The sequence below is a fragment of the Prochlorococcus sp. MIT 1303 genome (genome assembly GCF_001631965.1).
In the GTDB taxonomy this organism is placed as follows: Bacteria; Cyanobacteriota; Cyanobacteriia; order PCC-6307; family Cyanobiaceae; genus Prochlorococcus; species Prochlorococcus marinus_D.
The window spans coordinates 92,774-106,135 of record NZ_LVHK01000040.1 but is presented as its reverse complement, the minus strand read 5'-3'; the positions used below and the strand labels follow the sequence as shown (position 1 = coordinate 106,135).

The following is a 13,362-nucleotide window of genomic DNA, read 5'->3' as shown; positions in this document are numbered from 1 at the left end:
GGCATGGGTTAGGACTTACAAAGGTTACATGGAAAAAGTTTTTACCTGCATTATTCTTTAGCATCATAATATCAGATGCCCCATTTGTTGCAAGTGGATATGCCCTAAAACGCCTCGGCGGCATTGAAATTCAAAAAATCATTAATGGGGATATAAAGGCACTCCAAGGACAACCACTAACAATATTCATTGCTTCTATCACGTTAATATTTTCTCTGGCAATAATCAATATAGTCCTACAAAGAAGACCGGACAATATCAAAAGAACAGCCAGTCAATGATTATCTCTTAAAGAGAGCATCTGTGCAATTATTGATTTCAGTGTCTCATTTCGAGACCACCAAGTGAGAACAAGGTTAAGGCTCGTTTATAGCCTTTTGAATTCATAGTCCGATTAGCATTTAGCATTAGAAGAATGCCAATCGCAGAAAGTCATTATTGTGTTATCCAAAGTATATCTGCTTATAATGACTAAATCAAAGGATGGTAAATACCTAAAGAAATTAGAAACATAAACCTATGGCATTTTCAAGATATTCAACAATAAAAAATTCAAAGAAGTGCTGCTGGTCAGTATTTACGCTACGTGATTCAAGGGGTCTTGGTGAATAAATTAACAACGGGCGCACAAACCATACCCTTTGAAAGCAAACAGAAAGATTAAGACAAGACTATTTATTTAGCATGTATGTAAAGTATCCAATAATTGCAATATTAACACCAATTAATCCAAAAAAGATCAGCAACGGGTTCTGCATTCCCGCTGGTGCCGACAATTGCAGGCCTAACACATTAAGCACCTCTTTTTTAGGCATATCTTTTTCTTCTTTATCAGTTGCGAGCAAGTATGGTATTCCAAATCTATTTTTTGGTGGCTCGAAGGCTTCCGTTTGATCTTTGCCCGAATTCACCTCAGAATCTTCCATGATCATTGTATTGACTATCATCTATTATTATAGCATTAGAGAGGTTGCCAGGCAATACACTCAATCATCCATATTGTTCAACATTGTTTAGAACGAAAATTATCAATGCCTTTTGCAGAAATTTTAGCCGTAATACATTATCTTCTATTCGTCCAAAATTGGTACATTTGTCGAAAGGTGTTGGGATTGGCTTGTTCATACTGGTACCAATAGCCGAGGTCCGTCTGCATTGCATCAGATGGATAAGCTCTGGCATAATCTTTTTTAACAATACTTGGCAGCACAAAGCCTAAGAATCTAAGTTCAAATTGTTCAAGCAGCGATGCTATCATCTCTAGTGAGTAACGATGTTCCATAATATGAAAACAAAGGTCTCTACACATAGAAGTTGTGTAGAAGTCTGGCCAGTTTGAGATTGAACTAATGTTCCGATATTCACCGTTGATTAGTTTATCCCTAAATAGACGAATGCCTTCATTAGTAGCCTCAAAAGATTCTGATTTAATGATTTTCCTAGCCTCGACAATATCTTGACGTGCTAGCTCACTATAAAAACCTAATTTGAGCATTCCATCGGCTGCGAGTATTGTATGTAGAGATTGCAGACCTTTAGATGGGTCCTTCATATGATGGAGAACTCCCGTACATTCTATGAGATCAAATTCTTCATTTAGTTTTGGAAGATCAAGAATGTCCATCTCTATAAATCTTATATGCTCAATTCCATATTCATGAGCCTTACGCTTTGCATAAGCGATACTAGAAGAACTTAGATCGATAGCAGTTAAATCAGAGTTAGAATAAGAGAGGGCATCGAATATTTGCTGTCCGGTTCCACAGCCAGCGATTAAGACTCGAGATCTCTGCTTGGGCAAAATGATTGAGATCCGATTAGGGTTTATTTCATTATTAATCGCTGAAGATATAGTTTGAATATTTTCACTTGAATAAGAAGCATATCTCCAACGCGGATAGGGATGCTCTTCATACTGCTTTTTAACCTGAATAGAAGTACCATCATCTATAGACCCATATTTAGGAATAGATGCTGCAAACTCATGTTCCCGTTCTGGTTCAACGAGTTGCATTATTTTTAAATTATTTAATTTCTCATTTGCATCGATGAATGCTATTAATGAAGGGAACTGTTCACAAAGATGAGTAATGGGTATATAACAAGCTAAGATGGAAATGGTTTTTAGATCAAAATCAGTTCTCAAGCAGGAAAGTTTAAACTGTTCTATTGCTTCAAATTCTTGCTTGGTAAATGTAAACACATACTCATTTAGGAAGCACTGCTCCGCAAGAGCAATAGTTAAATCAATAACCCTTTTATCAAAACCATTATTTTGGATTGAAATGCATATTTGCTTGCGTATATTAGTTAATGCCTTTTCCCAGGCCATTGTGGTGAATAACATCAAACCAAGAGCACTGATGATCTCATCATCAGCAAGAATATGTTGAAAAGAGGGGTGATCAAATAAATCATGATGAATGCCTGAAATTTTATCTAGTGTTTGTTCTGGGATCAAGCGATTAATTGCTGAGAATAGATTTTTATGTGCAATATCATTTCTCTTTAATAGGCCACGAAGCAAAACTCTAGACTGTCGTTCAGGTAAAAATGAAAGATCAGATTCCTCAAGCAGAGAGTTAAGAAGCAAATATGATGATTGCTTTTGTGGGTAAAGCTCAATTTCTCTTGTTACATGAAATACAGCCTCCTCAATTCTGCCAAGGTCCTTTAAGATTATAGAAAGGTTTAAATTGACATCAGGCAGATCGGCCTGCAACTTCATTGCCTTTCTTGTGTTCGCTTCTGCATCAGTTAGATTACCTTGGTCTTGCAAGATACCACCTAGATTGAGATATATACTTGCTGAATCATCTTGCAATTCAATTGCCTTGCGTGTTGTATGTTCTGCTTCATCTAGTTTGCCTTGATTCTGTAGGATCTGACCAAGGTTTACGTATGCATCAGCCAAATCTGGCTGAAGTTCAATGGCCTTTCGGGTTATATCTTCTGCATCCGTTAGTCTTCCTTTTTCTCGTAAGACTAAGCCCAAGTATGAATAAGCATTGGCGAGGTTAGGCTGTATAACAATCGCCTGGCGTATCGCCACTTCAGCATCATCTAACATTCCTATCTGAAAGAAAAGATATCCCAAGTTTGCATGTGAAAAAGCATGGCCAGGGAATAGTTTGACGCTTTTCTTATAGATGTTTATTGCCTTATCAATCTCTCCTTGGGATTGACAGATTAATGCGAAGTTAGAGAATACATCTGGATCACTTAAACCACTATTAATAAATTCCTGATAGGCTTTTTGTGCCTCATTTATATTGCCTTGTTGGTGATATTTAAAAGCGATAGCCTTGAGTTGGTCAGGTGGTATTCGGGAAAACTTCTTAGAGGGTTGTTTATTTTTTATTTTCTTCTTTTGTCCAAATCCTTTCATGTTCACAACGAGATATTCTTCTTTAATCTAATCGCCAAAGAAATTCTTGAACCTTGAAGGTAATAGCATGAAACGATGGACTTTTTTGATGGGCAAGAAATCATCAAAAAAAGGGGCGAGAATCCTTGGACCTTAGAAGAACCGAGTATGTCATATTCTGGTTGTCTTAAGGAGATCATCGACAAGTAAAGTCTGCCAATTCATTGACATAATTGCTTCAATGGCATGACATAATAGCCAAAAGCAACAGGCAAGGCAGTGAAGCAAGTATTCCCCTTACTCCCCTTAATTATATGGACAGTACTTCTCCCATCCAAGTCAAATGAGTTCAAGTGCCCAGGAGACAACAACTATGAGCTGAGCTATTGCGCCTCCCAAGCCCTTAAACGATCAAATAGCAGTTTAGAGTCTCAACTAAAAGCTTCGACCTTTGAGGCCTGGAAGGATGCGATCGGAGAGGTTTGCGCCGAAGCATATGCTCCATACAGCCAAGGTACGATCTATCCGTTAATGCTCATGAGATGTGATGAGAACTTAAATCAAACACTTCTTGAAGAAATGAAGGGACTCGGTGAACGTCAATAGAGAAAAGAAAAGTATAAAATTATGCAGGGTATATTTCGCCCGCTTTGATTTAGGCTTATAAAGCTCTATTCAAGAGTGTTAGCCAGGGAGGAGGAAGACTATAAGCTGCCTAAATCCGTGAGTTAGCTTCTAACATAAATGATAAGTTCAAAAACCATTTGATAATTCTACTGACAAGGACTTGATAGGATTGAAATGATTTCTCTACTCATCACACCAGCTTTTGGTGATCAGCTCTAGTGCTACGAGTAGGATGTTTTCTGGAATTTGATGACCCTCATGCCAAAACCCATAGAGTTCAAAGAATTCTACGAGCTTCTCAAGGCAGCAAAGAATGGCAACAAAAAGGAGAGAGAGAAATTAGAGTGGATCTTGGCAGAATATGAACATGCCGAAGGCTCTGAAAGTGCTTACGACGAATTAGGGCAGGTTTTTTGCCATATAGGGGTGATGGGTCTATATGACTACGCTGGTATTGATGATATTCAATTTATTAGTCGCTTAGAAAAATCTGTATGGGATTATCTGGAAGTAAGAATGGGAATGAGCTTAACTCAACATATGGTAGAAACAATGATAGAACATGCTAAACAACATGAGTTATCAACAAAAATGTGTGATAAATGGGACATATCAAGAGAAGAGCTAGCAGAGAACATGGAGGATTTAGCAGTGTATGTTGCCGAAGGAATTATAGAAGTTATCGATTAGGGCAAGTTATTAATACAATTGGAATTCTTTCTCTTCATCATTCGATCAGCTCATAAGTGCAACAGAACCCTTTATCCTGAACAAGAGTTAATATGCAAAAAAAACAAACATCTCTACTCAACATTGGCCCTGCTGTGGATTGGTTTATCCTGTATTGATCATTTAACATTCTAAAAAGTCATCGCATATTTTGCCGATTAAATAATGATGGCAATAATCTTAGGGCCATAGAGATTAATTTGGCCCATGCCGCCAACACATTCAAGATCAGAGCATAACTTCAACGCCTTCTGGCAAGGTGTGCTGCTTCAATAATGAGCCGAGGCTATTTTCGCACAATTCATTCACTACAATAAGGTTTTTTATTGTCTAATGAAAAAGCCAATAAAACATCTTGTGTTGCTATTCACAACCATTCTATTCAGAGCAACAGCAATCGATGCAAATCAAGATAAATTGCTCAGCGAGGTCACTCCAGGAGCTTGTTATTACCATCACAATTACCAATTAATTTGGCCTGCTAAATGGCCAAATCCTGCAAGCAGAAGTGATTGGTAGCTTTCATGATGGTTATTATTAGTGATTTCAAATGATCTTGTGGATATCAACAGGCGTGGAAATGGAAGTCTTGTTATCTTTACGGCACTCAGCCTATTCATGCCAGATTAAAATTTGCTTCTGCTCCTCGAAAAAGGAAGATTTTACCAATTTAGTTTGGACGCTTACTTTGGGGAAGCGGCAATTTTAAGTTGCGAAGATATTCCGATTTTTTAACCTAGTAGAGGTTTTCTTCGCCTGATTGAAGAATGTAAAACACCTGAGGGTGAAAGCTGATTTAAAACGAGACAAAAAGCCTGATCTCTCTGCCAACAAGTCAAAGGCTGGTTAAGCCAACTAGCAGACATGCTCATGCTCAGAAGTGGCACTTCCCTCATCAAGGCCTTCCTTGATGGCGTGAATAACTCAACTGCTAAGAGCAAAACAGCGATCGAGGTGTGCAACAGCGCCATCACGGTTCGAGTGACTGCCGTTCAGTCCCATCATTCCCAGCCAGAACCTGTCATCACCCTGAAACACCAGCACAGGCTTGGCTCCTCCACCATCATGGTCATCAAGGAGTGCCATGCACAACCGTTCAACCACAATCTGACCATTGGGGCGTGCCCGCACCCTGCGCAACAAAGAATCCACCTGCGAAAAGGGCACAAAGGTGGCCTGCTGAGAATCAGTCACCAAGATCAAGCCATCAAGCCACTGCACCTCCAAAAGCAAGTCCTTAATTGAAGAGAGAAGAGAAGGGAGAGGGAAGGCCACAGCGAACTGCGTCTTAATGTTTTCTTCATAAGTCATCGATCCGTCTTTTCGCAAGAGTCTTTTTGCTCGATCAGCTCATCAAGCGGTAAGCAGCAAGGCACCCATCTGTCCCGCAGCCAGAGGCCGATGGCTCGCTGCGGCAAATCCCGCGTCCCGAGCCAGTCGCTCCTGAACCTCTCCCTTTGGGAACTGCTGCAAACTGGCCTCCAAATAGGCGTAATGCTCGCGTAGACCCACCTGGGCAGCCACCGGCACCACCAACCTTCGCAGATAAAACCGCTGAAAACGTGCTGCCAAGGAACCCTCGCCCATGCGATTGAAATCAAGGACTCCTGCCCGAGCACCAGGCCGCAAAAGACGTCGAAGCTCTATTAACCCAGCGCCTGGATCCGCCAAATTGCGCAGGCCGTAAGCCATCACAGCACCGTCAAAACGATGGGAAGGCAATCCAGTATCCAGAGCATCTCCCTGCAACCAGGAGAGGGGCAGCCAGGGCTCAACCGCGGCGCGGCGCCTTGCCACGACAAGAGGAGCCGCAGCCGCATCTAGCCCCAACACAGACCCTCCAGGTCGCAACCTGCGGGCCAATGCCAGTGCCAGATCACCAGTACCGCAGCAAAGGTCCAGCCAATGTTCCCCTGGGAGCGGAGACAACCAGGCCAACAACTGGCGTTTCCAGATGCGGTGCAAGCCAAGACTCAACAAGTCGTTAAGCCGGTCGTAATTAGGAGCGACCGCATCAAACAACTGCTCCACCGCCTGGGGGTCACCAGGCCTCATAAGAAGATCCCATCCAGGGGCGTGGACACTGCTTGGAGCAACTGCTGCGCCCAAGGGTGATCGATCAGCAACACATCCAAAAGCACTCTTGCCAACAGAACACACTCCCAAATTTAGGAGTGTGTTGCTGAACACAAAGGCAAAGCTTCAGGCCTCAAGAGGCCGAATCGACAAACCTCGCATCAGCAGATCAGTCTTAATTTGCTCCACACTCAGCACGCCATCGTGAAGCAGAGAGGCCAACAATGCAGCTGAGGCCTTACCAATCGTGAAGGCTTCTGCGATGTGATCCAGGCAACCTGCACCTCCCGAAGCGATCACAGGCACCGGCACCGCTTCCACGACTGCTCGCGTGAGCTCTAAGTCATAACCAGCCTGAGTTCCATCTCCATCCATTGAGGTCAACAGGATTTCGCCAGCACCAAGTTCCGCTGCCTGCCGAGCCCAGCTGACAACATCCAAACCTGTGTTTTGGCGTCCACCCTTGACAAAAACATCCCACCCCGAGCCCTCAGGGCGACGTCGAGCATCGATGGCCACCACAATGCACTGACAGCCAAAACGGTCGGCTCCCTGCGCTACGAGATCTGGATCCCGCACAGCAGAGGAATTAAGACTCACCTTGTCGGCTCCGGCCCGAAGCAACTCTGTGATGCCATCCAAAGAGCTGATTCCCCCTCCAACTGTGAATGGAATGGTCACGGCCTCAGCAGTACGTCGAACTAACGCCACCAGCGTGGCCCGACCTTCATGGCTGGCAGCGATATCAAGAAACACCAACTCATCAGCTCCAGCCTGGCTATAGCGGCAGGCAAGCTCCACGGGATCACCCGCATCACGAAGGCCCACAAAGTTCACGCCCTTCACAACGCGACCATCAGCCACGTCCAGGCAAGGAATCAAACGAAGCGCGACCATTGGGATAAAGCAGTGATGACTGTTAAGGTTGCGCCACCTTCTAAGCCTTGCAGGCCATGTCCCAGGCTGCCACTTCCTACAGAATCGGCTCCAAGGTCCGAGTCTCTCGCGTTCGTGATCGCATTCCAGCCAAACTGGTAGAACTGCTCAAGAAGTCTGACGTTGGTAGGGTCACCGGCTACAAAATGACTGACGGCATGGGCATTGGCTTGGTCGTAGAACTTAGCGATGGCACTGTCAGCTGGTTCTTTGACGACGAAGTTACCTCCGCCTGAGACGCCTGCCGTGAGCGACGCTCGCCAACTCCTTGGCATCAAAGGTGCCTCTGGCACCACCAACATCTGGAAGCTGCGTCTGCAGCTTATGAAGCCAGTCACCTGGATTCCACTGCTCTGGGGGGTGATTTGTGGAGCAGCTGCCAGTGGTCAATACCAATGGCGCCTACCAGATGTGCTTGCAGCCGCGGCCTGCATGGTCATGAGTGGCCCGCTTCTAACCGGTTACACCCAAACCATCAACGACTATTACGATCGCGAGATAGACGCAATCAATGAGCCCTATAGGCCGATTCCCTCCGGGGCCATCCCGCTGACACAAGTCAAGCTTCAGATCTGGATGCTGCTTCTAGGTGGTCTTGCAGTTGCCTATGGATTAGATCGTTGGGCTGAACACACCACTCCTGTTGTGCTCTTTCTTGCCCTAGGCGGCTCATTTGTGAGCTTCATTTATTCAGCCCCACCTCTCAAGCTGAAACAGAACGGTTGGATAGGAAACTACGCGCTTGGTGCCAGCTACATCGCCCTGCCATGGTGGGCTGGTCAGGCACTTTTCGGACAATTAACTTGGACCACAGCACTACTGACACTTGCCTATAGCTTGGCTGGTCTTGGTATTGCCGTCATCAACGATTTCAAGAGTGTAGAGGGAGATCAAGCCCTCGGTCTTCAATCCCTGCCAGTTGTCTTTGGAATCAAAAAGGCCAGCTGGATCAGTGCAGGAATGATCGACATCTTCCAGCTCGCGATGGTTGTTGTTCTGATCGCCATTGGCCAGCATTTTGCCTCAGTCATTTTGATCTTATTGATCATTCCCCAGATCACATTCCAAGACATCTGGTTACTGCGTGATCCCCTGGCCTTTGATGTGAGATATCAGACCAGTGCTCAACCATTTCTAATCCTTGGCATGCTGGTTACTGCTCTAGCCATAGGCCATAGCCCATTAACACAGGGGATGTGACTCGCAAGCGCCGTCACTGGATTGTTATTGCAGGTAGTGCTATCGCCATCGGGTGTGTCGCAGCCTTGGCTGAAAGGACTCTCACTGATGCCTTGGATTCGGTTCTGCCCGATGCCCGGCGGATTTCCAACTTCAACCGGCCAGGCACCATCACGCTGCTCTCCACTGATGGGCAGGTGATCCAAAAGCTTGGTCCCGCGACCCGCGAGAAGGTTGAGCAAGACAAAATGCCTCTACTTGTGGAGCAAGCCTTCGTCGCGGCAGAAGACCGCCGCTTTTACTACCACAATGGCTTGGATATCTGGGGTATCAGCCGAGCCCTGGTGACAAACCTCCGCCAGGGTGCCGTGAGGGAAGGTGCCAGCACCATCACTCAGCAACTTGCTCGAACCGTATTCCTGAGTCAGGAACGAACCCTGCCGCGCAAACTCAAAGAAGCTGCTCTGGCCTACAAGCTGGAGCGACAGCTCAGCAAACAGCAAATCCTTGAGCAGTATCTGAATTACGTCTACTTGGGCTCAGGTGCTTACGGCGTAGCCGATGCAGCCTGGGTGTACTTCTCTAAATCCCCCAATCAACTCACACTGCCGGAAGCCGCTCTAATCGCTGGCATGCCCCCTGCTCCCTCAGTGTATTCACCACTGGTCAACCAGAAAATCGCCCTAGAACGACGCGCAATTGTCCTTAAACGAATGCAGCAGGCCGGATTTATCTCCGCCAAAGAAGCCTATGCAGCTCGCAACAGCCCCCTCAATCTCAAGCCAGCGATCCCGAAGTACTTCAACAGCAGCGCACCATTTTTCACCAGCTGGGTAGCCCAGCAACTCCCCAATCTGCTCACCCCAGAACAACTAGAAGTGGGTGGACTCAAGATTCACACCAGCCTCAATCTGGCTTGGCAAAAGCAAGCCCAAGAGGTGATCCGCAAATACGCCCCAGGGAACACAGAGGGTTCCATGGTGTCTATCAAACCAAGCACCGGTGAAGTGCGGGTGATGGTAGGAGGCAAAAACTTCAATACCAGCCAATTCAATCGAGCAACACAGGCTCTGCGTTCACCTGGCTCCACCTTCAAGCTTTTTCCCTATGCAGCAGCCATCAATGCCGGCATCAAGCCAGAGGACAAGGTTGTGGACGCGAAACGCTGCTGGAGAGGATATTGCCCAAAGAACTTCGGCAACAAATACCTGGGATCAGTGGCACTCGCTGATGCCCTGAGATACTCCCTAAACACTGTTGCAGTCCAACTACTAGACAAGGTGGGCTTTGATGCCGTGATCAGCATGGCCAATAATCTTGGCATCGGCACCACTCGCCCATTGGGCAAGTACTATCCGCTCGCTATTGGGGCCTACGAGCAAACAGTGCTGGACATGACGGCAGCCTATGCCGCAGTAGCCAACCGGGGCATTTACATGAAGCCCACGCCATTTGAAGAGATCCGAGGCCCAGACGACGAGGTGATCTGGAACCATCGATTCGAAGGCTACAAAGGTCGTCGAGCCCTCGACAGCGATGTAGCAGACACCATGAACTGGATGCTCCAGCGCGTTGTCAGCGGTGGCACTGGAGTTGCGGCATCCCTCGGTGACCGGCCGGTGGCGGGCAAAACCGGCACATCGGAAGGTGCCCGTGACCTCTGGTTCATTGGCTCAATACCACAACTAACAACCGCCGTATGGTTTGGCTACGACAACAACCGCAAGACATCTGGCGGCAGTGGTGATGCTGCATGGGCCTGGAAGCAGTTCATGACCAAGATCCAAGACAATTTTGAGGTGCAACCCTTCCCACCAAAACCAGTCTTGAACCGCACCTTTAGGCCACCAGGCAAAACGAGGAGCAAACCAAAGAACGGCAGCGAGGATGCTGCCAAAGACCAAGATCAAACCCAGGGCCCTCCACCCAGATACATCGCACCGCCAGGGGGACCACCGCTCAATGAAAACTTCGAGCCAATGCCTTTTCCCTGATCAGGCTCAACTGAGATCCAACACGGCTGAATAAAAACCATCACCACCATGCTCAGGATCAGGCCATAGTTGCTGTTCCTGAGACAAGCTCAATTCAGGATGCCGACCAAGGAAGGCCTCGATCTGATCAAAGTTCTCGGCCGGATGGATGGTGCAAGTGGCATAAACCAACCGGCCTCCAGAGCTAAGCAGAGGCAGAAGGCCTTCCAGCAGCTTGGACTGCAAGATCACCAGCCCCTCAATCTGCAACGGAGTGACTCGCCAACGGGCGTCCGCATGACGGGCCAAAGTACCTAAACCAGAACATGGCGCATCCACAAGAATGCGCTGGAAAGATCCTCGCCAGCTTGGCTTCACCGCCAACAGATTCGTGGCATCTGCGACTAGAGCATTGAGGCAGTCACCCCCCAAGCGAGCAGCATTATCCGCCAAGCGCTTGAGTCGGCCAGCGGAACGATCCACAGCCCACACCTCTCCCGAACCACCCATCAGCTCAACAAGATGAGTGGCCTTACCCCCTGGTGCTGCGCAGGCATCAAGAATCCGCTCCCCAGGCTGTAGCCCCAACAGCGGTGCGACCAACTGTGCAGAGCGATCCTGCACACACCAATGTCCTTGCTGATAGCCAGGCCACTGGCTTAGGTCGCCAGGACTACCAGTCACCATCAAACCATCAGGGCAGCTCTGGATCGGAGTGCTCTCCACTCCAATAGCCTCAAGCGCCAGCCTTACGTTCTCACGGCTTGTACGACGCCGATTGATCCGCAGATCAAGTGTTGGTACCTGGTTGCTGGCACGAGCAAACAGCTCAGCTCCCACCTCGCCTCGCCAAACAAGTAACTGCTCCACCAACCACAATGGTAGAGATTCCGCTTGAGCCAACCGAGCGGCAGAGTCCTCCGGCTCGAGGAGCACCATACCGGCATCACGTGCACGCAATGCCGCCCGCAAAATGCCATTCACCACCGGAGCTAATCGGGCAAGCTTGCCGGTCTTCGCAAGTTCAACGCTAGTGTTCACTGCCGCTGCAGGTGGAATCCGCTGCATACGCAGAATCTGATAGAGCCCCAAATGCAGCAACCAGCGCAGCACTGGTGGCTGTTTACAGGCAGGCACCTTGCCAAGACGATCCAACCAAGCATCGAGCCATTGCCGCTGACGGATTGCGCCATAAGCCAATTCCATCACCAGGCCACGGTCGGCACCGCTCATGGGGTTCTGACGAAGAGCTCGTTCGAGAGCGACATCTGCATAGGCCCCTGACGCCACTGCCTGTAGCAGCTCCCATGCCACCCGCCGCGGCAGCAGTCCCGGTACAGGTACAGATCCATCAGCGGCAGCAACGGAAGAAGAAGACAACATCAATGGTTGTGCTGGGCTGAGATGAACCTTCCAGAGCTAACGCCTTCCTGAGCCGTTCCCAACAAAAGGTCCTCATCACTCAACTGCGGCCGCCAAAGATGCCGTCGTAAGGGCAAATGACCCTCAGCATCCACAAGGATTCCTTCAGCGATCAACATCTGCCGCTGCATCCAATCAGATCCTTCGCGGCTCAAACTCATCGAAATCATCCCTTTCGCATTCACCACTCGATGCCAAGGAAGCTTGGATGGCAAAGGTAATCGACGCATAGCCCAACCCACCTGACGGGCACATCCATAGGCACCGATCATCTCGGCAATCTGACCATAGGTCGCTAACTGGCCGAAAGGGATGAGGGACACGGCATCCCATACCCTCAAGTCAAAAGACGCTTGGCCCATGCCTCTGCTGCCTCGCCGATTTGATCGTCTCAAAGCTGTTCTGGATTGCCGAATGGCAGATCTGACGGTTCTGCTTGAGCACGTAGAAAAGCCCCACAACCTCTCAGCCATTCTGCGCAGCTGCGATGCGGTGGGTGTTCTGGAAGCCCATGCAGTGAACTATTCAGGACGCCTGCCCACCTTCAACAGTACCGCTCAGGGAAGCCAAAAGTGGATACCGCTCAAAGAGCACAGCAACATCGAAGTTGCCGTCAAGGCCATCAAAGAAAGTGGCTTTCGGCTTTATGGAACCCATCTAGGTGGAAACGCACGCGACTACCGAGACTGCGACTTCTGCATACCTACAGCCTTCGTCCTGGGAGCTGAGAAATGGGGCCTTAGTGAGCTGGCGACGCCATTAATGGATGAAGGGATCTTCATCCCAATGTGCGGCATGGTGCAGTCGTTGAATGTTTCGGTAGCAGCAGCAACCTTGCTATTTGAGGCCCTACGTCAACGACGGCTGGCTGGTATCGCACCTCAAGCCGGCGAAGGCCTAGCACCAGCGCTTTATCAACAGCGCCTATTTGAGTGGGCCTATCCCGAAGTTGCAACTTGGTGCCAGCAGGAAGGCAGGCCATATCCTGCCCTTAACGACCAAGGCGAAATCCAAGGGAGCCTCCCCCGCAACGTGAGACTGCGCTGTTAAGCA

Annotated in this window: 12 protein-coding genes and 1 pseudogene; 6 read left to right on the top strand and 7 right to left on the bottom strand. The window is 48.1% G+C overall.

The window, feature by feature from the left end:
• A pseudogene (locus PMIT1303_RS13775) lies at positions 1-281 on the top strand (hypothetical protein); the annotation flags it as partial.
• Positions 282-671: 390 nt separating this feature from the next.
• Here the strand turns inward: PMIT1303_RS13775 and PMIT1303_RS05805 are convergent.
• On the bottom strand, positions 672-926 hold the full coding sequence (locus PMIT1303_RS05805; RefSeq protein ID WP_155724907.1) for a hypothetical protein: 255 nt from the start codon (positions 924-926) through the stop codon (positions 672-674).
• Positions 927-1,063: 137 nt separating this feature from the next.
• A complete protein-coding gene (locus PMIT1303_RS05800) occupies positions 1,064-3,388 on the bottom strand; it encodes a class I SAM-dependent methyltransferase (protein WP_063397897.1) in 2,325 nt (774 codons plus the stop codon).
• 855 nt (positions 3,389-4,243) lie between these two features.
• On the opposite strand from PMIT1303_RS05800, the gene PMIT1303_RS05790 reads away from it, so the two are divergent.
• Positions 4,244-4,684: a hypothetical protein gene (locus PMIT1303_RS05790; protein WP_063397895.1), complete on the top strand. Its 441-nt coding sequence runs from the start codon at positions 4,244-4,246 to the stop codon at positions 4,682-4,684.
• Between the two features lie 963 nt (positions 4,685-5,647).
• Here the strand turns inward: PMIT1303_RS05790 and PMIT1303_RS05780 are convergent.
• From PMIT1303_RS05780 to hisF, 3 genes are all read right to left on the bottom strand, one after another.
• The gene (locus tag PMIT1303_RS05780) at positions 5,648-5,998 is read right to left on the bottom strand and encodes a hypothetical protein (RefSeq protein ID WP_041375186.1); all 351 of its coding nucleotides are present in this window, start codon (positions 5,996-5,998) and stop codon (positions 5,648-5,650) included.
• Between the two features lie 78 nt (positions 5,999-6,076).
• On the bottom strand, positions 6,077-6,778 hold the full coding sequence (ubiE, locus tag PMIT1303_RS05775; RefSeq protein ID WP_063397913.1) for a bifunctional demethylmenaquinone methyltransferase/2-methoxy-6-polyprenyl-1,4-benzoquinol methylase UbiE: 702 nt from the start codon (positions 6,776-6,778) through the stop codon (positions 6,077-6,079).
• A 147-nt stretch (positions 6,779-6,925) separates the two neighbouring features.
• The gene (gene hisF, locus PMIT1303_RS05770; protein WP_011826678.1) at positions 6,926-7,696 is read right to left on the bottom strand and encodes an imidazole glycerol phosphate synthase subunit HisF; all 771 of its coding nucleotides are present in this window, start codon (positions 7,694-7,696) and stop codon (positions 6,926-6,928) included.
• A 56-nt stretch (positions 7,697-7,752) separates the two neighbouring features.
• Between hisF and PMIT1303_RS05765 the strand changes: the two genes are divergently transcribed.
• The 3 genes from PMIT1303_RS05765 to PMIT1303_RS05755 are packed head-to-tail and all read left to right on the top strand — an operon-like array spanning position 7,753 to position 10,908.
• Entirely contained in the window at positions 7,753-7,971 is a 219-nt protein-coding gene (locus PMIT1303_RS05765) for a DUF2862 domain-containing protein (RefSeq protein WP_041374878.1), read from the top strand.
• 10 nt (positions 7,972-7,981) lie between these two features.
• A complete protein-coding gene (gene chlG, locus PMIT1303_RS05760; RefSeq protein WP_063397893.1) occupies positions 7,982-8,935 on the top strand; it encodes a chlorophyll synthase ChlG in 954 nt (317 codons plus the stop codon).
• Positions 8,932-10,908 carry a transglycosylase domain-containing protein gene (locus PMIT1303_RS05755; protein WP_063397892.1) on the top strand — a complete coding sequence of 659 codons (1,977 nt, stop codon included), beginning with the start codon at positions 8,932-8,934 and terminating at the stop codon, positions 10,906-10,908. Before chlG ends, PMIT1303_RS05755 begins: the two co-directional genes overlap by 4 nt.
• A gap of 6 nt (positions 10,909-10,914) precedes the next feature.
• Here the strand turns inward: PMIT1303_RS05755 and PMIT1303_RS05750 are convergent, their stop codons facing one another.
• Complete coding sequence (locus PMIT1303_RS05750; protein ID WP_063397891.1) at positions 10,915-12,270, bottom strand: 16S rRNA (cytosine(967)-C(5))-methyltransferase; 1,356 nt, start codon at positions 12,268-12,270, stop codon at positions 10,915-10,917.
• Complete coding sequence (locus PMIT1303_RS05745; protein WP_063397890.1) at positions 12,270-12,671, bottom strand: MGMT family protein; 402 nt, start codon at positions 12,669-12,671, stop codon at positions 12,270-12,272. The genes PMIT1303_RS05750 and PMIT1303_RS05745 overlap by 1 nt, the downstream gene beginning before the upstream one ends.
• Between PMIT1303_RS05745 and trmH the strand changes: the two genes are divergently transcribed.
• On the top strand, positions 12,670-13,359 hold the full coding sequence (gene trmH, locus PMIT1303_RS05740) for a tRNA (guanosine(18)-2'-O)-methyltransferase TrmH (protein WP_063397889.1): 690 nt from the start codon (positions 12,670-12,672) through the stop codon (positions 13,357-13,359). The genes PMIT1303_RS05745 and trmH overlap by 2 nt on opposite strands.
• Positions 13,360-13,362: the final 3 nt, after the last annotated feature.

What these genes read in the sequence shown, in the direction of transcription:
- PMIT1303_RS05805 (WP_155724907.1), bottom strand. Translation starts at nt 926, where the DNA reads ATGGAAGATTCTGAGGTGAATTCGGGCAAAGATCAAACGGAAGCCTTC.
- PMIT1303_RS05800 (WP_063397897.1), bottom strand. Translation starts at nt 3,388, where the DNA reads ATGAAAGGATTTGGACAAAAGAAGAAAATAAAAAATAAACAACCCTCT.
- PMIT1303_RS05790 (WP_063397895.1), top strand. Translation starts at nt 4,244, where the DNA reads ATGACCCTCATGCCAAAACCCATAGAGTTCAAAGAATTCTACGAGCTT.
- ubiE (WP_063397913.1), bottom strand. Translation starts at nt 6,778, where the DNA reads ATGAGGCCTGGTGACCCCCAGGCGGTGGAGCAGTTGTTTGATGCGGTC.
- hisF (WP_011826678.1), bottom strand. Translation starts at nt 7,696, where the DNA reads ATGGTCGCGCTTCGTTTGATTCCTTGCCTGGACGTGGCTGATGGTCGC.
- PMIT1303_RS05765 (WP_041374878.1), top strand. Translation starts at nt 7,753, where the DNA reads ATGTCCCAGGCTGCCACTTCCTACAGAATCGGCTCCAAGGTCCGAGTC.
- PMIT1303_RS05750 (WP_063397891.1), bottom strand. Translation starts at nt 12,270, where the DNA reads ATGTTGTCTTCTTCTTCCGTTGCTGCCGCTGATGGATCTGTACCTGTA.
- trmH (WP_063397889.1), top strand. Translation starts at nt 12,670, where the DNA reads ATGCCTCTGCTGCCTCGCCGATTTGATCGTCTCAAAGCTGTTCTGGAT.
- PMIT1303_RS05745 (WP_063397890.1), bottom strand. Translation starts at nt 12,671, where the DNA reads ATGGGCCAAGCGTCTTTTGACTTGAGGGTATGGGATGCCGTGTCCCTC.